This is a genomic window from Variovorax sp. Soil_C_17 (genome assembly GCF_057657265.1).
Genome location: NZ_JBDGIT010000007.1, coordinates 1 through 19,787 on the forward strand (window position 1 = coordinate 1; position 19,787 = coordinate 19,787).

Below are 19,787 nucleotides of genomic sequence, written 5' to 3' on the forward strand. Positions count from 1 at the left end.
TTGCCCAGCGCGAGCGACTGGGCATCGGCGAGGGCTTCCTGGAATTTGGTGGTGAGTTTGTCTTGGCGCATGAATGACTCCGGTTTCCCGGGCATGTTGGAGGTATCCCGGCGACGTCACGAGTCTGCGCCGATGAGCGCCTGCGCCATCTGATCGAGATCAAACCGTCGGTTCGATCAGGCAACCCTCAACGGGCCTGGTGAAGACGATGCCAGGCACCGCACCTGGAAGCACGTTTGAGCTGCATCAAGCCTTCTTCCACGTTGCATCGGATCATTGCAGACAGCACCAAAGCTTGATCTGCCGCAATAGCACCAAGCCCGCCCGAAAGCACCATAAGGGCTTCAATGCCGAAAGGGATCCATCATGATTCGTAACGTGGGAACCATCGACAGGGCCATCAGGGTCACCGCGGGCGCCGCACTCGTCGTGCTGGCACTTACGAGTGTGATTGGCGCATGGGGCTATCTCGGCGTGCTCCCGTTGCTGACCGGAGCCCTTGGCAATTGCCCCGCCTACAAGCTCTTCGGCGTCAGCACCTGTCCGTCGAGTTCGTGAGGGCGCGATGCAGAAGCTTCGGATCATCGCCGCATCGCTTGCGCTGCTTGGCGCCGCGGTGCTCTGGCTCGGTTTCAAGGTGTTGATCCTCGTGTTGACCCGAGACTGACAAGCCGGCAACGCATTCGACAAGCGCAGGTCCGTTTGCACGCGTGGCGCCAATCCTCTCAAGTCGCACTGATGGAGGCTCCGATGAGCAAGATCCTCGTGGTCGTCTATTCGTACACCGGCACCTCTCGTCGGCTTTCGCAGCAGCTTTGCAGCCAGATGGGATGGCAGCTTGCCGAAGTCGTCGAGGACCGCCCGCGCCGGGGCATCCTGGGCATTTGCCGATGCGTGCTGGATTCGCTCTTGCGACGGCGTCCCGCCATCCACTATGACGGACCGTTTCCAAGAAACTTCGACGCAGTCGTCCTGGTATCGCCGATCTGGCTCGGCCGATTGGCCGGGCCGATGCGCAGCTTCGTTGCGAGACGGAGGGACCATCTGCCCGATGTCGCGGTGATCTCGGTCGCCGGAGCCATCGGAGATTTTGCGGCGGCGGCCGAGGTTGCCGATCTCGTCGGCGAAGCGCCCATCATCAGTACGACATTCACTGCGCGAGAGATCGACGACGGGACATGTGCCGGCCGACTCCAGTTCTTCGGCGCCGCACTCAACGGCGCCGAGGCGACTCATGCAGCCCAGCGAGGACGCATGCCCAAGGCGGCTTGAGGCATTGTTCCCGACCACGGCCCGACCGCCTTTCGCACGGCCGCGCACCGGTCACGGCTGGGCATCGATGTGCACGATGGGCAACTGCGATCGCACGAAACTCAAGGCATATTGCAGGGCGCCCAGGCTCTCTGCGTGCAAGGTGAACAAGGGTTGTCCGAGATCCACGCGGTCCAGCAGGCGAACATGCATCGTCGCACCCGCCGCGCGATCGCGCGGCGCACCGGCCAGCTTTGCCGCGCGCGCCAGGAGCCGGGTGTCGATGGCCGACACGAGGCCATCGACCGGCGCGCACACCTCGCGAGAATGCGTGGATACGGGAGGCACGCGCATGCCGCCCTGCGCCTCGCAGATCGCGATGAACTTGGCGAGGGCTCGCCCGTCGTCCAGCACCCCCCGCGCCATGGCCACGCCTGAGCCCGGTTCGCTCCGGCCTGCCATTTCCAGGACGCACCCGGCGAGCAGCAGGGCACGTTCGCGCAGGTCCAACGGCGCATCGGCGCGGCGCTCGAGCACGGCCATGACGTCCATGGCCTCCAAGGCCGGACCGATGCCGCGGCCCACCGGCTGGGTACCGTCGGTGAGCTGGATCCGCACCTGAAGGCCGAGCGCCGCACCCACGGAAACCATGCTGCGCGAAAGCAGTTCGGCTGCCTCCACGCTGCGCAACTTGGTCAGGGGGCCGACCGGCAGGTCGATCAGCACACGCTGCGAGCCCGCAGCGATCTTCTTCGACAGGATCGATGCCACCAGCAAGCCTTCGCTGTCGAGGTTCAGCGGGCGCTCCACGCGAATGAGCATGTCGTCGGCAGGACTGATGCGCGCAGCGCCGCCCCATGCGATGCAGCCTCCTTCGCGTTCCACGACACGGCGCATCGAAGCCACGTCCAGCTCGACCGGCGCGAGTGTCTCCATTGCATCGGCCGTGCCGGCCGCCGAGGTGATCGCACGCGAGGAAGTCTTCGGCATCGTTACGCCACAAGCGGCGACGATGGGGACCACCAGCAGCGTCGTCCGGTTCCCCGGCAGACCGCCGATGCAATGCTTGTCCATGACGGGCGCCACCCCCCAGTCGAGGCGCTCGCCGATGTCGACCATCGCCCGTGTCAATGCCACCGTCTCGTCGAAGTCGAGGCCCGCGCCGGCGCAGACGGTCACGAAGGAGGCAAGGTGGATGTCGGCGAGTCGGCCAAGGCTCACGTCTTCCATCAGCGGGCGCAGCGCCCCGTAGTCGAACTTGACGCCATGAACCTTGGCGCGCAGGTGGGCCAGCGAATCCTGCAGCGGTGGATGGCGGACCTCCACCTCGTCACCGCCGGCAGCCCCGAGCAGCGTCCACGCGGCCTCCGACAGGGCGATCTCGTCATGCCGCAGCCAATCGTCGGTGACGTGATGGAGGATCGCAAGCAGGTGGCGGGCACCGGCGAGCACCTCGACCTGCGCCTGCGACTGAAATCCTTCGGCCCGGCAGACATCGCAGTCACTGCGCATGTAGACCACCGGTTGCTGGTAGGTGTCGATGCCGGCGCGTCGGGCCCGGAGGTGATTGGCGATCATGCAAAAGGCCCTCCGTCAAAGCTCCCGGCTTTCCCGGTAGATCGGCACGCTCGTCGGCCAGCCATGGCGCTCCTCGATGGCCAGCCGCAGCGCGTCGGCAGCCACCGGCTCGCCATGGGTGACAAACACCTGTCGGGGCCCGGGCAGCGCGCCGATCCAGGCCAGCAGCTGATCGCGGTCTGCATGGGCCGACAAAGTATCGAGGTTGACCACTTCGGCACGTACCGGCACATAGGCGCCGTGGATCTTGATCGCCTCGGCGCCGCCCAACAGCGCTGCGCCTCGCGTGCCGGCGGCCTGGAAGCCCGCGAACAGGATGGTGTTCCTCGCAAGCGGGGCATAGGCCTTGAGGTGATGCAGCACGCGTCCCCCGGTCGCCATGCCGCTGGCGGATACGATGATCGATGGGAAGGCCAGGTCGTTGAGGCGCTTCGAATCATCGACGGTGTTGACGATGGTGACCTCCTTGCTCATGAGCGCGCATTGCTCGGCACTGAGCCGATGCTCATCCAGGTGGTGCCGAAAGATCCGCGTGACGTCGGCCGCCATCGGGCTGTTCAGATAAACCGGCATGTCCGGAATGCGGTGCGCCTTCTTGAGCAGTTGAATGCAGTGCAACAGGGTCTGTGCGCGCCCCACGGCAAAGGAGGGGATGACGACGACACCGCCGCGCGCCGCAGTCCTGTTGATCACTTCGGCGAGTGCCATGAGGGTGTCGGCCTCGCGGTGCCGACGGTCACCGTAAGTGGACTCCACAACCACATAGTCCGCCGGTTCGGGCGATTCTGGCGGGCGCATCATCAGGTCGTCGCTGCGTCCGAGGTCGCCCGAAAAAAGAATGCTGCCGCCCGTCCAGGCCACGCGCACGCTGGCTGCGCCCAGGATGTGGCCCGCGCGCTTCAAGCGCCAAGACCATCCCGGCCAAGGCGAATGCTCCTGGTCGAAGGAAATGGGTTCGAAGCGCTTCAATGCCGCACGGGCATCCTGCTCCGTGTAGAGCGGCAGCGCAGGCTTGTGCTTCGAATGCCCATGCCGGTTCGCGAAGTCGGCCTCCTCCTCCTGCAGCCGGCCCGAATCCGGCAACAGGAGTTCGCAGAGTTCCAGCGTGGCCCGGGTGCAGAAGACCGGCCCCTTGAAACCGAGCTTGACCAGGCGCGGCACGAATCCGCTGTGATCCATGTGCGCATGGGTGAGCAGCACCGCGTCGATCCTGGAGGGGTCGATGGGAAAGGCGTCCCAGTTTCGCAGGCGCAGTTGCTTCAGGCCTTGGAACAGGCCGCAGTCGACCATCAGCCGGCGCCCGTCGTGCTCCAGCAAGTATTTCGATCCGGTGACCGTGTCGGTACCGCCCAGGAATTCGATGCGCATGGCTTTCTCCTTTGTTGGGGTGAGCTTGGCACCGGCGGCGCGTTTCGCCTTGATGCATGTCAAGCCGGACATGCACGCTTCCATTGATCCAGCGCAATGCGACGGCAGCGATCGGTTCTAGATTGGAAGATGTTCAACCCTCTTCCACCATGTCGATGTCCATCCGTTCGATCCTGGTGCCTCGATGGCGGCACGCATGCCGAGGCGAGGCTGCAGTTCGCGCATCAACTGGCACGACTGCACGATGCCGTCCTGACCACCCTGTTCGCGGTGACACCGCAGTACTTGCCGCTGCTCCCGCTCGAAGGGGACACCCTGGCGAGCCGCATGGCCGGACGAATCGATCCGGGTCATCGCGCCCACGCGCGGGAGCTCGTCGAGCGGGCGCGTTCATGGGGTCCTGTCGCGATCGAGTGGCTGGAGCTGAACGGAGAACCGGTCATCCGGAGCTTTGCACATCGCGCGTTGTCGGCCGATCTCCTGGTGCTCGGCCAGCGCGATCCGAGGGATGCCACCGCCTTCGACGTACCCGGCGATTTCGCGGAGGCAGTGATCATCGACGGTGGCCGCCCGGCGCTCGTCGTGCCGTTCGCAGGTTCCGCAATGCCACAGCCGAAGACGGTCCTGGTGGCGTGGAAGTCGACCCCCGAATGTGCCCGCGCCTTGACTGCTTCCCTGCCGATTCTTCGCGTTGCGAGCAAGGTCCATCTGGTCTGCGCCAGCGACAACATCGACGAAGGATTCCCGGCGCCGGTGGAACTGATCCCGTACCTCCACCTGCATGGCATCGATCATGTTCACGAGCACCGGCGGCTCGATGAAAGCGGCGCCGGCCGGGAAATTCTCGCTCTGGCCTCCGAGACCGCCGCCGATCTGGTCGTGATGGGGTGCTACGGACACACCCGGGCACGCGAGCTCGTACTCGGGGGCGCTTCGCGCGTCGTCCTGGATTCGATGCGTGTACCGGTGCTCATGGCGCATTAGAACCCTGGGCCATGTCGCAGGCCGCGTGCCGGGCTTCGATGGCGGTCTTCGCCCGATGTCAAGCAGCGTGCGGCGCGAGACCGCGCTTGCGGCGTTCGAGAAGCTCGAAGATGCCCATGCCTGCCAACATGGCCGACACGAAGACGAGCGCCTTGGCTTCGCCCATTCCCAGTGCGACAAGAGCCGGACCTGGGCAGAACCCCGCAACGCCCCAGCCGATGCCGAAGAGCACGCTGCCGAAGACCAGGCGCCGATCGATGTCGCGCGCCGAAGGAAGTCGCATGCTGGCGCCGAGGAAGGAAGCGGCACGGCGGCCGGCCACCCGGAAGGCGGGCGCACCGACAGCAATCGCACCGACCATGACCAGGGCCAGTGACGGGTCCCAGTGACCGAGGTCAAGGAAGCCAAGCACCTTGGCGGGATTCGCCATGCCTGAAAGCAGGAGCCCGAGGCCGAAGACCAGGCCGGCGAGAAACGAGGTGATGACGTTCATGAAAGCACTCCTCAACCATTCAACAGATGGCGCATCACGAACACCGTGGCGAAGCCGGCGAGCATGAAGAGCGCCGTGGCGATCAACGAGCGGGGCGACAGCCGGGAGAGGCCGCAGACGCCGTGGCCGCTGGTGCAACCCGCGCCGTAACGCGTGCCGATGCCCACGAGCACCCCGGCCAGGACCAGCTGGACATATCCGGCCTCGATCTGTGGCTTTGCCGACGCCGAAAACAGAACCAGGACCAGCGGCGCACCGACCAGTCCGAGGACGAAGGCAATCCGCCAGAGAATGTCGCCCTCGACAGGCCTGAGCAGGCCGCCGAGCACACCGCTGATGCCGGCAATGCGGCCATTGAGCAGCACGAACATTGCGGCGGCGACGCCGATGAGCATGCCGCCAGCCAGTGCGGTGAATGGCGTGAAGTGACCCCAGTCGATGGACATCATTGCACCTTCGGGCAGTAGAGACGATAGAGAAGCACAAGTATTTCGAGCATCGACGGGTCGGCGACGCTGTAGAAGATGCTCTTGCCCTCGCGTCGCGTCTGGACAGCCCCTTCGTTGCGGAGGACTCCGAGTTGCTGCGACAGGGTGGGCTGGTGAATGTTCAGCGCTTGCTCGAGGTCGCTGACGCACATCTCGCCCTGGGAGAGTTGACACATCAGGAGCAAACGTTCCTGGTTGGCGAGCACCTTGAGGGCACCGACGGCCCTGCCGGCGGCTGCGCGCAGAAGCTCGGGATCGATGGCGGGGGAATCTTGTTTCATGGAGCGGCGACAGTATCGTTTGACACATTATGTATGCTTACATAATATTCGTCAATCAAGTGAAGCCGGAGAATTTTCATGACCACCCGCACGACCACCCAAGGATTCTTCGACCCGGATACGGGAACGATCTCCTACGTCGTCTGGGACCACGTGACGCTGCGAGCTGCGGTCATCGACCCGGTGCTGGACTACGATTTCAAGTCCGGGCACACGAGCACCGTCTCCGCCGACCGGCTGTTGGCCTATGTCCGGGACAAGGGCTTGCAGGTGGAGTGGATTCTGGAGACTCATGCGCATGCCGACCACCTGTCCGGCGCACGCTATGTTCAGGCGGAAGCCGGTGGACTCGTCGCCATCGGCGAGAACATCCGCATCGTTCAGGCGACCTTCAAGAAGCTCTACAACTTCGACCGTCGTTTCCTGCCGGACGGGAGCCAGTTCGACCGCCTCTTCAGGGACGGCGAGGTCTTCAAGATCGGCGAAGTCGAGGCCACTGCAATGCTGGTGCCGGGCCACACCCCGGCAGACATGGCCTACCTGATCGACGGTTCGGTTTTCGTGGGCGACACGCTCTTCATGCCCGATGTCGGCAGCGCGCGCGCGGACTTCCCCGGAGGCGACGCGCGCCAGCTCTACACCTCCGTGCGCAGACTGCTGGACCTGCCGCCCGAGACCACGATGTACGTCTGCCACGACTACCCGCCCGCGTCCCGAGAAGCGCGCTGGCAGACCACTGTCGCCGAGCAGCGAGCCCACAACATCCATGTCCGCGACGGCATCGGCGAGGACGCCTTCGTTGACATGCGCACGGCTCGTGACGCCACGCTCGATGTTCCGACGCTCATCCTTCCGTCGATCCAGGTCAACGTGCGCGGCGGCCGGCTTCCGCCTCCGGACGACAACGGCATCGCCTACCTCCGGATTCCTTTGAATTCGCTCGCCGTTCATGCTCGCGGGCCGGCTCGCGCGGGCCAAGTGCTCCGTTCCGGGAATGACACGAAGCGTTAACAGACTGTTCCTTTTCGGTGCCAGGCGTTGACCGAGCTGCAAAGCGCAGCGTCTAAATTGAGATCACGTCCTTGCAGCGCCGCGATTCCACCAGGCGCGAGGGCACCAGGAGACCATCATGAACACGTCGCAAGTAGCCACCGATTGGGAACTCCGTTTCGACGCCCTGTTCGCCGGGCGACGCGGATTCGTCTTTCCCTGCACCGCAGAGGGTCACGTGAACATGGACGCCCTGAGCGAGCGGGCGCTCAACAACTACCTGTATGCCCGCGCCATGATGGGGCGGGAGGTCACGTGGCCCAGTGTGTACCCGAGCCGCGTTCATTGATCTGCCCTTTTGACCGTGGTGGCAGGCGGCGGCAGACGCCGCCGGCCTTCGCAGCCGGCAAGGCGATCTCCCTTGCGTTGGCGCAAACCCTGCCCTTCCGGTTCGTCGCATCCTGAGCACCCCTGCCCACGTCATCGAAGGTCGCATATGAAACCCACCACCCTGCTGATCCTGCTTGCGATAGGGTTCAGCTCAGCAACATTTGCAGCGGACTACACCCAACCCGGACAGCTGAGCCCTCCGCCCGGCCCCGTCAAGAAGTCCAGGGACGCCGCAAACAAGGCTGCGCGCGAAGCGGAAGCCGCTGCACGCAAGGCGGCCGACGACGCCAAGGCAGCATTGCAGAGAAGCGAAGCCACTGCGGGCAAGGTCTCGAAAGCTCTCGCTGAAGCCATCCGGCGAGCGGCGCGCAAGGCTGCGGAATCCGCGAGACGCTTCGAAGAGAAGGCTTCTGAATCGGCAAGGAAGGCCGTCGACGCGAGCAGTGAAGCCGCTCACGCCGCTGCGGAGGCCAGCAAGAAGTCCGCGGCCGCCGCTCGTGCGGCGCTCGACAAGGCGGAGGACGCTTTGAAGCGGATCTTGTCATCGAGCAAGGAAGAAGCCGAGAAAGCGGCCGCCGAGACCCGCGAAGCGCTCAGGAAGGCGGAGGAAGCGACACGCGCCGCAGCCGGCGCTGCCAAGGAGGCTGCGCTGCGGTCCCGGGAGGCAAACCGTCCCGCGTCGCCTCCGCCCGAGCGGAAGTGACACGAAGTTCCATGCACGTTCAGCATCCGTACCTTCATGTGAGAGCGAACCTGCGGCGTGGCTCCACGCAGCACCGCTCATGAACGGGTCCCCTCTGCCATGCAAATGATGAAAGCGATGGTGCTCTCCCGCCCAGGTCAGCCGCTGCGGATGGAACATCGGCCGCTGCCCGAGCCGCGCGCCGGCGAGCTTCGCCTGCGCGTGCTGGCCTGCGCCGTCTGCCGCACGGACCTCCACGTGGTGGATGGCGACCTGCCGTTGCCGGTGCTGCCCATCGTGCCCGGCCACGAGATCGTCGGCGTGGTCGAGGCGCTCGGAGCCGGAGTGGATGCGCACCGGATCGGCGATCGCGTCGGCGTGCCCTGGCTCGGCCACAGTTGCGGCCACTGCCCCTTCTGCGCCGGCGGCAGCGAGAACCTGTGCGATACGCCGCGCTTCACGGGCTACCACCGCGACGGCGGCTTCGCGAGCCACGTCGTCGCCGAAGCCGACTTCTGCCTGCCGCTGGGCATGCTGACGCAGGAGCCCGCCCGGATCGCACCCCTGATGTGCGCCGGCCTCATCGGATGGCGGTGCCTCAAGGCGGCCGGCGAAAGCGCCAGGCGGCTCGGCCTCTACGGGTTCGGCGCGGCTGCTCACCTGATCGCGCAGGTCGCCGCCGCCCAGGGCCGGCAGGTCCATGCCTTCACGCGGCCCGGCGACATCGCGGGTCAGGCCTTTGCACGAAGCCTCGGGGCCGCATGGGCAGGAGACGCCGACCAGCTGCCCACCGCTCCCCTGGACGCCGCGATCATCTTTGCGCCCGCCGGCGAGCTGGTCCCGGCCGCCCTCCGTGCAGTACGCAAGGGCGGCAGGGTGGTCTGCGGCGGCATCCACATGAGCGACATCCCGAGTTTTCCCTATCGGCTCCTCTGGGAAGAGCGCCAACTCGTTTCGGTGGCCAACCTGACCCGCGGCGATGCCCGCGAATTCCTGATGGTTGCGCAAGCGCACCCGCCGCAGGTGCACACGACCACATACCCATTGACGCAGGCCAACGAGGCGCTCGCCGCCCTGCGCGCCGGCCGCGTGAAAGGCGCGGCAGTGCTGCTGCCCTGAGCGGGAGGCCGACGGCATCGGGCGCAGTGTTGGCGACCAAAGCCGCTATCACGATCGCGCAACTCCGCCTGCGACACCTTGATCCGGCGCAACCAACGCGTTTCGGGGAGCAAAACACGCTTCGGTCTGCTCCGGGTTTGCGCACGATCAAACGGTGCCGCCAAGCCAAGGTCTACTGTGCGGCTCCTAGAGCGACGCTTTTCGTCGAAGCCAATGGAGATCCAGCGCAATGACAGCCAAGAAACTGCTTTTCCGGGAAGACGCACGCGAGAAGATCCGCCGCGGCGTCAATACGCTTGCCGATGCGGTCAAGGTCACCCTCGGACCTCGGGGCCGCACGGTGATCATCGACAGCGAGTACGGCGCACCCCAGATCGTGAACTCCGGCGTCGTGGTCGCCAAGTCGATCGAACTGGAGGATCGCTTCGAGAACATGGGGGCGCAACTGCTGCGCGAGGTCGCGGCACGCACCAGCGAAATGGCAGGCGATGGCACGACGACAGCCACCGTGCTGGCGCACGCCATGATCCAGGAGGGCCTGAAGTACCTTGCCGCCGGCATGAACCCGATGGACCTCAAGCGCGGCATCGATCTCGCCGTCGAGACGGTCGTGGGCGAACTGAAAGCGATCTCGCAACCCAGCACGACCTCCCAGGAGATCGCGCACGTCGCGGCCATCTCGGCCAACAACGACCGATCGATCGGCGACCTGATCGCCCATGCGATGGACAAGGTTGGCCGCGAGGGCGCCATTTCCATCGAGGACGGCTCCGGGCTCGTCAGCGAGCTCGAGATCGTCGAGGGCCTGCAGTTCGATCGCGGCTATCTGTCGCCCTATTTCGTCAACAACGCGGAGAAGCAGGCGGCGGTGCTGGAAAATGCGCTGATCGTGCTGTGCGACCACAAGCTTTCGAGCTTCAACGAACTGGTGCCACTGCTCGAGGAAACGGCCAAGTCGGGATCGCCCCTGCTGGTGATCGCAGAGGACGTCGATGCAGATGCGCTGGCCACGCTGGTCGTCAACAGCATTCGCGGCGTTGTGAAAACCTGCGCCGTCAAGGCACCCGGCTTCGGGGACCGCCGCAAGGCGATGTTGCAGGACATGGGTGTTCTCACCGGGGGGCAAGTCATCTCGAGCGAGCTCGGACTGACCCTCGCAAAGGCGACCGTCGACCATCTGGGCCGTGCGCGCCGCGTGGTGATCGACAAGGAGAGCACGACCATCATCGGCGGCGCCGGTGACCCGACCGCCATTCGCGATCGCATTGCCTCCATTCGCAAGGAGCGCGAGGCACAGACCAGCGAGTACGACCGCAAGCAGCTCGAGGAGCGCATCGCCAAGCTCTCCGGCGGCGTGGCACTGATCAAGGTCGGCGCAGCCACCGAGACCGAGCTGAAGGAGCGCAAGCTGCGCGTAGAGGACGCCTTGCATGCCACCCGCGCCGCGGTCGAGGAGGGCATCGTTCCCGGGGGCGGCGTCGCGCTGCTGCGCGCACGCCGCGGCCTGGCAGAACTGGCGCCCCCCAATCTGGACCAGACTTCAGGCATCAAGATCGTGCAGCGCGCACTCGAGGAGCCGCTCAGGCGCATCGTCGGCAATGCGGCCGACGAGCCGTCGATCGTGCTGGACAAGGTGGATGCTTCGACACAGCGAAGCTACGGCTACAACGCCGCGACGCGCCTGTACGGCGACATGCTGGAGATGGGCGTCATCGACCCTGCGAAGGTCACACGCCTGGCGCTGCAGAACGCCGCATCGATTGCCAGCCTGGTGCTCACCACGGACTGCATGGTCGCCAATGCGCCGAAGAAGACGCCGGCCGACGCCCGCCCGGGTCTCGAGCCCGACATGTTCTGACATCGCCACCCGCCACGCCCGCTCGAATTCCCGCTTGCAGGAGAGAACGAATGATGCAAACCGCTCCATCGACCCCTTCGACGCCGCTCCCGGAGACGGTCCCCCAGTTGCCCCCGGATGTCGTGGCCCTGATCCCGATGCGCAACCTCGTCATGTTCCCGCATGTCCTGACAGCCGTGAGCGTGGGCCGCCCGAAGTCGATCGCCGCGCTCAAGCATGCGCTCGACGGGGCGGCGCAGATCGGCATCATTCTGCAGAAGGACCCCGGCGACAACGAGCCTGCGCTCGACGCACTCTGTGCCGTCGGGACGCTCGCGACGGTCGTCCATCACTTCGATCCGGAGGAAGGCCAGCACCATGCGGTGTGTCAGGGCATCCAGCGTTTTCGCACGATCGAAGCGGTCGAGGGCTACCCCTTCCTGGCAGCGAAGATCGAACGCATCGAAGAGCAGGTCGACGAATCGGCTGAAGCCGAGGCCCTGACACTTCAGTTGCGCGAGCGGGCCGTCGAACTCATGTCCTTTCTGCCCAGCGTGCCGCCCGAGTTGGTCCATGCCTTGCAGACGACCCGGGGGCCGTCGGCGCTCGCCGACATCACCGCGAGCGTGGTCGATGTCGAGGTCAACGAGAAGCAGGCCTTGCTCGAGACGATCGCGCCAGCCGAGCGCGTTGCCAGCCTCCTGAAGCTCCTGTCGCACCGCCTCCAGGTTCTGCGCCTCTCCAGGGAGATCGGCGAGCGCACCAAGGAGCAGTTGGACGAGCATCAGCGCAAGTTCCTGCTGCGCGAGCAATTGAAGACGATCCAGCACGCGCTCGGCGAGGACGGCAGCAACGCCGAGGAAATGAAGCGCCTCGAGGAGGCGATTGCCAAGGCGGGGATGCCGGCCGAGACCGAGGCTCACGCGCGCAAGGAGCTGAGTCGCTTGCGCAGCATGTCGGATGCTTCGGGCGAATACTCGATGCTGAGAACCTACCTCGACTGGATGACCGAGCTCCCTTGGCGCGACCCGGCTCCGGCGCCGATCGACCTGGCCGCCGCGCGCAGGACCCTCGAGACCGATCACTTCGGGCTCGAACGCGTGAAGCAGCGCATTCTTGAATTTCTCGCCGTGCGCAAGCTCAATCCCGAAGGCCGCGCGCCCATCCTGTGTTTCGTCGGGCCGCCCGGTGTCGGCAAGACCTCGCTCGGCCAGAGCATTGCGCGGTCCATCCAGCGACCCTTCGTCCGCGTCTCACTGGGCGGCGTCCACGACGAGGCCGAGATCCGCGGCCACCGCCGCACCTATATCGGCGCCCTGCCCGGAAACATCGTGCAGGGGCTGCGCAGGGCCGGCGCGCGGGACTGCGTGATGATGCTCGACGAGGTCGACAAGCTCAACGCGAGCGCGCACGGGGATCCCTCGGCTGCGTTGCTCGAAGTGCTGGACCCCGAGCAGAACAACAGCTTTCGAGACAACTACCTCGGGGTGCCTTTCGACCTGAGCCGCGTGGTGTTCATTGCGACCGCGAACGTGCTCGACAACATACCCGCGCCCGTGCGCGACCGGATGGAGGTGATCGACCTGCCCGGGTACACGCAGGAAGAGAAGCTGCAGATTGCACAGACCTACCTGGTGCCCAGGCAGCGCGAGGCGAATGGCCTGAAGGAAGACCAGTACGAGCTGAGCGCCGGCGCACTCGAAGCCATCATCGCGAACCACACGCGGGAAGCCGGCGTACGGCAACTCGAGCGCGAGATCGGCCGCACCATGCGCCATGCCGCGATGAAAGTGGCGGAAGGGGCAGCCGAGAAGATCTTCATCGATACGGCCGACCTCGACGCGATCCTGGGACCGGCCAGATTCGAGCGCGAGCCGGCCCTGCGCAGCAGCCTGACCGGTGTCGCCACGGGCCTTGCCTGGACGCCGGCGGGAGGCGACATCCTCTTCATCGAGGCAACCCGGGTGCCGGGCACCGGCAAACTGAACCTGACGGGACAACTGGGTGACGTGATGAAGGAGAGCGCGCAGGCGGCGCTTACGCTTGTCAAGTCCCGTAGCGCCGATCTGCGCGTTGCGGCCGGTAGTTTCGACGACATCGACGTCCACCTCCACATCCCCGCCGGCGCCATACCGAAGGATGGCCCCAGCGCAGGCGTCGCCATGTTCATCGCACTGGCGTCCCTGTTCACCGATCGCCCGGTGCGGCACGACGTTGCAATGACCGGCGAGATCAGCCTGCGGGGACTGGTACTGCCCATCGGCGGAGTGAAGGAAAAGGTGCTCGCTGCCCAGCGCGCCGGAATCGCCACCGTGATGCTTCCTGCGCGCAACCTCAAGGACCTGCGCGACGTGCCGGAGAGCGTGCGCGCAAGCTTGCAGTTCGTCGCGCTGGAGACGGTGGACGACGCGATACGCGCAGCACTGGCCGAAGCCGGCGCACGCAAGGTGGCGCCCGAACTGGCCCTGGTCTGAGCGCAGCGCCGCGAACCCGATCCGAACTAGGCGCGCCTGCTGCCCGACACCCACCACACGGAGCATTCGATGCCTTGGACCCCCGATCGCTACCCCGCCTCGATGCGCAGACTGTCGCCTGTGGTGCGCCTGAAGGCCATCGAGATTGCGAATGCCCTGCTCGCCGAAGGCTGCGATGACGGCAAGGCGATCCGGATCGGAATCGCGAAAGCCAAGGCCTGGGCGCAGCGCCTCGGCGACCCTGGTGCCCTTCTACATGCCGGTGCGGTCGACCATCTGCCTGCTGGCACGCCATGATGCTTCGGCAGCCTCGTGTGCGGCGCGCGCCGCCACACGATGAGCTTGCGAGGCGGTTCTCCATGCGTCGCGCGCTCCGCGCGCAGCCAACTTCGCTTCTGACCGGCTCGGTCCGGCGGCTCGACGGGCCGCCGCTTCCGAACTCTCGAGCGCCCAACTGGAAACGATGAAAGCTTTTTCGCCTGCCTGTACGGCCATGTCCGCCTTGGCTCGAGTCTCGCTGTTCGCCCGGAGGGCCGAAAGGATGGTCATTTCCCAGGCGTGGCGGGCGGATTCATCGGCCTTGCGTGCTGCTCGAAGCGTAGCCTCCGCGGCGCGCGCGGAACCACTCCTCGTGAACTGCTCGGCCTTCTTCAGCGCGCCGGCGGCATCCTTGGAAGCTCTCCGCGCGGCAGTCGCGGCATCGAGGGCGGACAAGTATGCAGCGTTGCGCGAAGCGACCTCAGGGGGCGTCACGGGTACTGGGAAACCTTCCCGAGCGTGACATGGCACGCTCAGCGCCAGCCAGACGAGCGGGAGCGCGGCGCGCGCGAGCACACCGAAGTTCATTTTCCAGACGCCGCGATGTCGAGAAGCTTCCATGCGGCACCAGCGTAGCCGCACGGCTGTGGCGGCGCCTTGACCTGGCGCAAGGCGTGGACCGCCTTTGCGCACGAACATGGCGCCATGCCAGTCATCGACGCCCACCCGGCCCCCTACAGAACGCAGCCGCTCCATCGCGACGCCACGTTCGGTGCCGATGCCTATGCGCCGACGGAGATCGCCGCGCGCGTACGCGACCTCGGCGTAGCCAAGGCGCGCCTGCCATGGGCGACGCAAGCGATGCTGGGCGTGCTGGCCGGCGCCTTCATCGGCTTCGGCGCGTTGATGTTCACGCTGGTCGCCAGCGACGCGTCCCTTGGCTTCGCCGTCTCGCGGCTCCTCGGCGGGTTGGCCTTTTCGCTCGGGCTGTTGCTGGTGATGGTGGCCGGCGCGGAGCTGTTCACCGGCAACCACCTGATCGCGATGGCGTGGGCAAGCGGCGAGGTTGGCAGCGGGGAACTGCTGCGCAACTGGGCGGTGGTCTGCCTGGCCAACCTGGTCGGGGCGGCCGGGCTCGCGCTGCTCGTGTTCTTGTCCGGACATGCTTCGATGAACGGCGGTGCAGTCGCCGCAGCCGCGCTTCGAATCGCCACTGCCAAGGCCGAGCTGCCGATCGGGGAACTCTTCTTTCGCGGCGTGCTGTGCAACGTGCTCGTGTGCATGGCAGCCTGGATGGCAATGGCCGGCCGCAGCGTGGCCGACAAGGCGGTGGCGATCGTCTTTCCGATTACCGCGTTCGTCGCTGCCGGCTTCGAGCATTCGATCGCCAACATGTACTTCTTTCCGTTGGCGATGCTGCTGGGCGCGCCGCTGACCATGCTGGATCTGCTGCGCAATCTGGGACCGGTGATCGCCGGCAACCTGGTGGGGGGCAGCGTCCTGGTGGCCCTCGTCTACTGGACGATCTACCTGCGGCCGCAACGGCCCTGAGGCCCCGGTCCCGGCGACCGTCGCCGCTCGACCCCGGCTCGTTCCTCGAATCATGCGTTGGTCGGGTTCATGGAACCGATCAGGCGCGGCGTGGCACGTCGTTCAATCGCCCGCGGCACGTCGTTGATCCAGCGCAAACGCCGGGAGTGCTCATGCCTCAAGAATGGCCACACACGCAACACGCAACCCTTGAGGACATCCCCATGACCACTCGTAGAGCCGCCTTCCTTGCCGCCGCTGCCCTGCTCGCCCTGCCAGGCGCATCGGGACTCGCGTTCGCCGTCCCGTCGCCCGTGCTCGCGCCCGGCTCGCATACCACCGGAGGCATCAGTTTCGAGGGCCGCGAGGAGATGCAGGCGAACCAGGACCTGTACAACCTGCGGCTGACCTTCGCCGAAGCCCAGACCGGCGCCTATCTGGCGGGCGTGACCGTCACGATCGAGCCCGCGGACAGAAGTGCGCCCATCGGTCCGTTCAGGGACTGCGGCCCCCTCTTCCATGTCGCCCTGAATCCCGGCGTCTACCGCGTCGTCGCCAGCTACGCGGGGCTCGCGCGGTCCAAGACCATTCGCGTGGGCAAGGCAGCCACCCAGGCCACCCTCTACTGGCCGGCGGCCAGCGAACTGTGAGACATCGAATCCACCCCAACCCATTCCCAAGGAGAAGCGCATGAACATCGGTTCCATCTGCACGCGGCACATGATCGCCGTGGACAGCAGCAGTACGCTCGCCCAGGCCGCCGGCCTGATGCGCGAACATCACGTCGGCGCCCTGATCGTCACGAGCCAGACGGCGGCGGGTCCCTGTGTGACGGGCATCGTCACCGACCGCGACCTGGTCGTCGATGTGCTTGCGCGCGGACTGGAGACTGCAGGCATCAAGATCGGTGACCTGGCCAGCGACAAGATCGCAAGCGTTCCTGAAGAAGCCGACGTGGCTGCCGCCTTGGCCGTGATGGAGGCCCATGGCGTACGGCGACTGCTGGTGGCCGACGGCGAGAAGCGCGTGACCGGCATCATCTCCCTCGACGACCTCATGGACGCGTGCGCGAAGGAACTGGCCGGCCTTGCCGCCGTGATTCGCAGCGGCATCGAGCGCGAGGTCGCCGAATCCCGGGGCGCTCCGCAGCCGCCGAAGCTGATGCCCTTGCGCGTTCCAGCCGTCGGCACCGCGGGCTGGACAGCGTGACGGGGCGATGGCCGGTCCGCTCGGAGAAGGTCCCATGAAGATCACCATTCGTATCTCCGCCAGGAGAGCCTGCGAAGTGCAGGTCGGGACGACGCACCATCCCTACGCAGGACCGCTTCCCAAAGTCGGGCAGACCATCGTGATCCCCGAAGACGCCAACGTCGAGCAGGAGGCCAAGGGCAAGGCGAGGATCACCAAGATCCTCTGGCACTACAACCCGACCTCCAGCGCGCTCTGGCCCGAGATCGTGTGCAGGATCGCGTAGCGCAGAACGCAGGGAGCTACTGGAGCCTCCCGCCAGGGCGGCTGATGGGCCAATTGCGGTCAACGGACCGCGGCCTCACGGCGGCGGAGGCGGCCGTACGCCTGGCGCAGTACGGACCCAACGCCATCGACGCGGCAAGGCCTGCGGGCGCCATGGGTCTCTACGCAAGGCAGTTCAAGAGCCCGCTGGTGCTGATCCTCATCGTCGCCTCGGTCGTCTCCCTGTTCGCGACGGAATGGGTCGATGCCGGCGTCGTGCTCGCAATCGTCCTGGGCAGCACCTTCCTCGGGTTCGTGCAGGAGTACGTTGCCGGCAACGCCGTCGAACGGCTTCGCTCGCAGGTCACCCTCAAGGCCCTCGTGATGCGGGACGGGGTCGAGCGCACGCTGCCCTCTGCCGAGGTGGTTCCCGGGGATGTGGTGCGGCTGAGGGCCGGGAGCCTGGTGCCGGCCGACGCCGTGGTGCTGGATGCGAATGACTTCTTCGTCAGCGAGGCGGTGCTCACCGGCGAAACCTTCCCCGTCGAGAAGATGCCTGGCGCGGTAGCGCCGGCCGCGGGACTGACCGGGCGCAGCAACTGCGTGTTCATGGGCACCAGCGTTCGCAGCGGGACGGCGCGGGTGCTGGTTGCGGCGACGGGCAGGCGATCCGTCTTCGGCCAGGTCGCGGGGAAGCTGGCGTTGCGCCCGGCGCTGACCGAGTTCGAGCGCGGAATCCAGCGCTTCGGCTACCTGCTCACGCGCATCATGCTGGCGATGGTGACGATCGTGCTCGCCATCAACATCTTCATGGCCAAGCCGCCGGTCGAGTCGCTGCTGTTCGCGCTGGCGCTCGCGGTCGGCCTGGCGCCCGAACTGCTGCCCGCCATCATCAGCGTCGCCCTGTCGCACGGTGCCAAGCGGATGGCCCGCCTGGGCGTCATCGTGCGGCGCCTGAACTCGATCGAGAACCTGGGCAGCATGGACGTCTTGTGCACCGACAAGACCGGCACGCTCACGGCAGGGGTCGTGCAGCTCGATGCCGCGGCCGACCTGGCCGGCCGCCCCAGTGCGGCGGTACTGCGTCTGGCCAGCATCAATGCGCGATTCCAGACCGGCATGCCGAACGCGCTGGATGAGGCCGTGAGCTGCGCCGGCGACAAGGCGGGCGTGGACCTGGCGACCGTCGGCAAGGTGGATGAGATCCCCTATGACTTCGTTCGCAGATCTCTCTCCGTGGTCGCAGCCGACGCCACGGGCGCGCGCACGCTCGTGACGAAGGGTGCGCTGTCGAATGTGCTCGGGATGTGCGAGACGGTCCGCGACGGCACGATGGCGACCGCGCTGGATGCGGCGGCTCGCGCGCAGATCGAGTCGCGCTACGACAACTGGAGCACCCAGGGCTATCGCGTGCTCGGCGTGGCCTCCCGCCCGGTGGACCCGCGCAGTGCTTCGTACTCCCGCATCGATGAAGCCGGAATGTGCTTCGAGGGCTTCCTGCTGTTCCTCGATCCGCCAAAGGACGATGCGCGCCAGACCCTCGTGGACCTGGCGCAGCGTGGCGTGCAGCTGAAGATGATCACGGGCGACAACCACAAGGTGGCTCAGCACACTGCGAAGGCGATCGGCCTGCCGGTCGACGCCACCCTGACCGGCGCCGACCTGGACGCGATGAGCGACGAGGCCCTGCTGCACGCGGCGCAGCAGGCCACCGTTTTCGCGGAGGTCGACCCGAACCAGAAGGAGCGCATCATCCTTGCGCTGCGCAAGACCGGTCACGTGGTCGGGTACATGGGAGACGGCATCAACGATGCGCCCGCCCTGCACAGCGCGGACGTGGGCATCTCGGTCGACACCGCGGTCGATGTTGCCAAGGATGCCGCGGACTTCATGCTGCTGCGCAAGGATCTGGCCATCCTGCGCGCCGGCATCGACGAAGGCCGGATGATCTTCGCCAATACGCTCAAGTACGTCCTGACCACCATCAGCGCCAACTTCGGCAACATGTTCAGCATGGCGGTCGCCTCGGTCCTGCTGCCGTTTCTGCCCTTGCTGGCTTCGCAGATCCTGCTGAACAACTTCCTGTCGGACATTCCGGCCGCCACGATCGCCAGCGACACGGTGGATGACGAATGGGTGGCGAAGCCGCGCCGCTGGGACATGACATTCATCCGCGACTACATGGTGCTGTTCGGCCTCGTGAGTTCGGTGTTCGACTTTCTCACCTTCGGCGCCCTCCTGTGGCTGTTCCAGGCCACGCCCACGGAATTCCGCACCGGCTGGTTCATCGAATCGCTGCTGACGGAATTGATGGTCGCGCTGGTGGTGCGCACGCGCGGCCCCTTCTGGCGCAGCCGACCCGGACACCTGCTGCTCGCGAGCACTGCAGCGGTCACGGCCCTGGCGCTCGCGCTGCCGTACCTGCCGTTCGTGTCCGTCCTCGGCTTCGTGCCGTTGCCCGCGTCGATGGTGCTGGCGATGATCGTCCTGACCTTGGCCTATGTCGCGGCCGCCGAGGCGGCCAAGCGGTTCTTCTACCGGCGACGCTAGTTGCTGGCAGCTGGCACCTTCGCCGGAGATCGGCGGCTTGCCGCATGCCTTCACAGGCAATC

The 19,787-nt window shown here is 66.2% G+C and carries 21 protein-coding genes; 15 read left to right on the top strand and 6 right to left on the bottom strand.

The genetic code is table 11. The features are described from left to right. Positions 1-366: 366 nt before the first annotated feature. On the top strand, positions 367-558 hold the full coding sequence (locus tag AC3A6Y_RS26360) for a YgaP family membrane protein (protein ID WP_487871197.1): 192 nt from the start codon (positions 367-369) through the stop codon (positions 556-558). A 192-nt stretch (positions 559-750) separates the two neighbouring features. Beyond that, entirely contained in the window at positions 751-1,272 is a 522-nt protein-coding gene (locus tag AC3A6Y_RS26365; protein WP_487871198.1) for a flavodoxin family protein, read from the top strand. Positions 1,273-1,323: 51 nt separating this feature from the next. Here the strand turns inward: AC3A6Y_RS26365 and AC3A6Y_RS26370 are convergent, their stop codons facing one another. Together AC3A6Y_RS26370 and AC3A6Y_RS26375 are read right to left on the bottom strand one after the other, a co-directional pair. Next, positions 1,324-2,829, bottom strand: coding sequence for a thymidine phosphorylase family protein (locus tag AC3A6Y_RS26370; RefSeq protein WP_487871199.1), 1,506 nt, complete (start codon positions 2,827-2,829; stop codon positions 1,324-1,326). 15 nt (positions 2,830-2,844) lie between these two features. Next, positions 2,845-4,197 carry an MBL fold metallo-hydrolase RNA specificity domain-containing protein gene (locus AC3A6Y_RS26375; protein ID WP_487871200.1) on the bottom strand — a complete coding sequence of 451 codons (1,353 nt, stop codon included), beginning with the start codon at positions 4,195-4,197 and terminating at the stop codon, positions 2,845-2,847. Between the two features lie 129 nt (positions 4,198-4,326). On the opposite strand from AC3A6Y_RS26375, the gene AC3A6Y_RS26380 reads away from it, so the two are divergent. Continuing rightward, on the top strand, positions 4,327-5,181 hold the full coding sequence (locus tag AC3A6Y_RS26380; protein WP_487871201.1) for a universal stress protein: 855 nt from the start codon (positions 4,327-4,329) through the stop codon (positions 5,179-5,181). Between the two features lie 58 nt (positions 5,182-5,239). On the opposite strand, the gene AC3A6Y_RS26385 is transcribed toward AC3A6Y_RS26380, so the two are convergent. Genes AC3A6Y_RS26385 through AC3A6Y_RS26395 form a run of 3 tightly spaced genes read right to left on the bottom strand, consistent with a single transcriptional unit; the run spans position 5,240 to position 6,443 of the window. Further along, on the bottom strand, positions 5,240-5,674 hold the full coding sequence (locus AC3A6Y_RS26385) for a DUF6691 family protein (protein WP_487871202.1): 435 nt from the start codon (positions 5,672-5,674) through the stop codon (positions 5,240-5,242). Between the two features lie 11 nt (positions 5,675-5,685). Continuing rightward, entirely contained in the window at positions 5,686-6,120 is a 435-nt protein-coding gene (locus AC3A6Y_RS26390; protein WP_487871203.1) for a YeeE/YedE family protein, read from the bottom strand. After that, positions 6,120-6,443 carry a metalloregulator ArsR/SmtB family transcription factor gene (locus AC3A6Y_RS26395; RefSeq protein ID WP_487871204.1) on the bottom strand — a complete coding sequence of 108 codons (324 nt, stop codon included), beginning with the start codon at positions 6,441-6,443 and terminating at the stop codon, positions 6,120-6,122. The genes AC3A6Y_RS26390 and AC3A6Y_RS26395 overlap by 1 nt, the downstream gene beginning before the upstream one ends. A 78-nt stretch (positions 6,444-6,521) precedes the next feature. Here AC3A6Y_RS26395 and AC3A6Y_RS26400 point away from each other — a divergent pair, with 78 nt between their 5' ends. The 7 genes from AC3A6Y_RS26400 (at position 6,522) to AC3A6Y_RS26430 (ending at position 14,232) form a co-directional block, all read left to right on the top strand. Continuing rightward, positions 6,522-7,454 carry an MBL fold metallo-hydrolase gene (locus AC3A6Y_RS26400; RefSeq protein ID WP_487871205.1) on the top strand — a complete coding sequence of 311 codons (933 nt, stop codon included), beginning with the start codon at positions 6,522-6,524 and terminating at the stop codon, positions 7,452-7,454. 118 nt (positions 7,455-7,572) lie between these two features. Next, positions 7,573-7,782, top strand: a complete 210-nt coding sequence (locus tag AC3A6Y_RS26405) for a hypothetical protein (protein WP_487871206.1) — start codon at positions 7,573-7,575, stop codon at positions 7,780-7,782. Between the two features lie 147 nt (positions 7,783-7,929). Next, positions 7,930-8,526, top strand: coding sequence for a hypothetical protein (locus AC3A6Y_RS26410; protein ID WP_487871207.1), 597 nt, complete (start codon positions 7,930-7,932; stop codon positions 8,524-8,526). A 108-nt stretch (positions 8,527-8,634) separates the two neighbouring features. Next, positions 8,635-9,624 carry a zinc-dependent alcohol dehydrogenase family protein gene (locus tag AC3A6Y_RS26415; RefSeq protein WP_487871408.1) on the top strand — a complete coding sequence of 330 codons (990 nt, stop codon included), beginning with the start codon at positions 8,635-8,637 and terminating at the stop codon, positions 9,622-9,624. 229 nt (positions 9,625-9,853) lie between these two features. After that, positions 9,854-11,482, top strand: a complete 1,629-nt coding sequence (gene groL / locus AC3A6Y_RS26420) for a chaperonin GroEL (protein WP_487871208.1) — start codon at positions 9,854-9,856, stop codon at positions 11,480-11,482. A 50-nt stretch (positions 11,483-11,532) separates the two neighbouring features. After that, on the top strand, positions 11,533-13,935 hold the full coding sequence (lon, locus tag AC3A6Y_RS26425; RefSeq protein ID WP_487871209.1) for an endopeptidase La: 2,403 nt from the start codon (positions 11,533-11,535) through the stop codon (positions 13,933-13,935). Positions 13,936-14,037: 102 nt separating this feature from the next. Then, complete coding sequence (locus AC3A6Y_RS26430; protein ID WP_487871210.1) at positions 14,038-14,232, top strand: hypothetical protein; 195 nt, start codon at positions 14,038-14,040, stop codon at positions 14,230-14,232. Here the strand turns inward: AC3A6Y_RS26430 and AC3A6Y_RS26435 are convergent. Then, on the bottom strand, positions 14,188-14,814 hold the full coding sequence (locus tag AC3A6Y_RS26435) for a hypothetical protein (protein ID WP_487871211.1): 627 nt from the start codon (positions 14,812-14,814) through the stop codon (positions 14,188-14,190). The two genes, AC3A6Y_RS26430 and AC3A6Y_RS26435, sit on opposite strands and share 45 nt — an antisense overlap. 84 nt (positions 14,815-14,898) lie before the next feature. On the opposite strand from AC3A6Y_RS26435, the gene AC3A6Y_RS26440 reads away from it, so the two are divergent. The 5 genes from AC3A6Y_RS26440 (at position 14,899) to mgtA (ending at position 19,725) form a co-directional block, all read left to right on the top strand. Beyond that, positions 14,899-15,744: a formate/nitrite transporter family protein gene (locus AC3A6Y_RS26440; protein ID WP_487871212.1), complete on the top strand. Its 846-nt coding sequence runs from the start codon at positions 14,899-14,901 to the stop codon at positions 15,742-15,744. A 203-nt stretch (positions 15,745-15,947) separates the two neighbouring features. Continuing rightward, complete coding sequence (locus AC3A6Y_RS26445; RefSeq protein ID WP_487871213.1) at positions 15,948-16,373, top strand: hypothetical protein; 426 nt, start codon at positions 15,948-15,950, stop codon at positions 16,371-16,373. Positions 16,374-16,413: 40 nt separating this feature from the next. Beyond that, positions 16,414-16,932: a CBS domain-containing protein gene (locus AC3A6Y_RS26450; RefSeq protein WP_487871214.1), complete on the top strand. Its 519-nt coding sequence runs from the start codon at positions 16,414-16,416 to the stop codon at positions 16,930-16,932. 34 nt (positions 16,933-16,966) lie between these two features. Beyond that, positions 16,967-17,197 carry a hypothetical protein gene (locus AC3A6Y_RS26455; protein WP_487871215.1) on the top strand — a complete coding sequence of 77 codons (231 nt, stop codon included), beginning with the start codon at positions 16,967-16,969 and terminating at the stop codon, positions 17,195-17,197. After that, positions 17,182-19,725: a magnesium-translocating P-type ATPase gene (mgtA, locus tag AC3A6Y_RS26460; protein ID WP_487871216.1), complete on the top strand. Its 2,544-nt coding sequence runs from the start codon at positions 17,182-17,184 to the stop codon at positions 19,723-19,725. The genes AC3A6Y_RS26455 and mgtA overlap by 16 nt, the downstream gene beginning before the upstream one ends. The last annotated feature ends 62 nt before the right edge of the window (positions 19,726-19,787 follow it).

Bases quoted from the DNA above. Each gene is read 5' to 3' on its own strand.
- AC3A6Y_RS26360 (WP_487871197.1), top strand. From the start codon at position 367: ATGATTCGTAACGTGGGAACCATCGACAGGGCCATCAGGGTCACCGCG.
- AC3A6Y_RS26365 (WP_487871198.1), top strand. From the start codon at position 751: ATGAGCAAGATCCTCGTGGTCGTCTATTCGTACACCGGCACCTCTCGT.
- AC3A6Y_RS26370 (WP_487871199.1), bottom strand. From the start codon at position 2,829: ATGATCGCCAATCACCTCCGGGCCCGACGCGCCGGCATCGACACCTAC.
- AC3A6Y_RS26375 (WP_487871200.1), bottom strand. From the start codon at position 4,197: ATGCGCATCGAATTCCTGGGCGGTACCGACACGGTCACCGGATCGAAA.
- AC3A6Y_RS26380 (WP_487871201.1), top strand. From the start codon at position 4,327: ATGTTCAACCCTCTTCCACCATGTCGATGTCCATCCGTTCGATCCTGG.
- AC3A6Y_RS26385 (WP_487871202.1), bottom strand. From the start codon at position 5,674: ATGAACGTCATCACCTCGTTTCTCGCCGGCCTGGTCTTCGGCCTCGGG.
- AC3A6Y_RS26390 (WP_487871203.1), bottom strand. From the start codon at position 6,120: ATGTCCATCGACTGGGGTCACTTCACGCCATTCACCGCACTGGCTGGC.
- AC3A6Y_RS26395 (WP_487871204.1), bottom strand. From the start codon at position 6,443: ATGAAACAAGATTCCCCCGCCATCGATCCCGAGCTTCTGCGCGCAGCC.
- AC3A6Y_RS26400 (WP_487871205.1), top strand. From the start codon at position 6,522: ATGACCACCCGCACGACCACCCAAGGATTCTTCGACCCGGATACGGGA.
- AC3A6Y_RS26405 (WP_487871206.1), top strand. From the start codon at position 7,573: ATGAACACGTCGCAAGTAGCCACCGATTGGGAACTCCGTTTCGACGCC.
- AC3A6Y_RS26410 (WP_487871207.1), top strand. From the start codon at position 7,930: ATGAAACCCACCACCCTGCTGATCCTGCTTGCGATAGGGTTCAGCTCA.
- AC3A6Y_RS26415 (WP_487871408.1), top strand. From the start codon at position 8,635: ATGAAAGCGATGGTGCTCTCCCGCCCAGGTCAGCCGCTGCGGATGGAA.
- groL (WP_487871208.1), top strand. From the start codon at position 9,854: ATGACAGCCAAGAAACTGCTTTTCCGGGAAGACGCACGCGAGAAGATC.
- lon (WP_487871209.1), top strand. From the start codon at position 11,533: ATGATGCAAACCGCTCCATCGACCCCTTCGACGCCGCTCCCGGAGACG.
- AC3A6Y_RS26430 (WP_487871210.1), top strand. From the start codon at position 14,038: ATGCGCAGACTGTCGCCTGTGGTGCGCCTGAAGGCCATCGAGATTGCG.
- AC3A6Y_RS26435 (WP_487871211.1), bottom strand. From the start codon at position 14,814: ATGGAAGCTTCTCGACATCGCGGCGTCTGGAAAATGAACTTCGGTGTG.
- AC3A6Y_RS26440 (WP_487871212.1), top strand. From the start codon at position 14,899: ATGCCAGTCATCGACGCCCACCCGGCCCCCTACAGAACGCAGCCGCTC.
- AC3A6Y_RS26445 (WP_487871213.1), top strand. From the start codon at position 15,948: ATGACCACTCGTAGAGCCGCCTTCCTTGCCGCCGCTGCCCTGCTCGCC.
- AC3A6Y_RS26450 (WP_487871214.1), top strand. From the start codon at position 16,414: ATGAACATCGGTTCCATCTGCACGCGGCACATGATCGCCGTGGACAGC.
- AC3A6Y_RS26455 (WP_487871215.1), top strand. From the start codon at position 16,967: ATGAAGATCACCATTCGTATCTCCGCCAGGAGAGCCTGCGAAGTGCAG.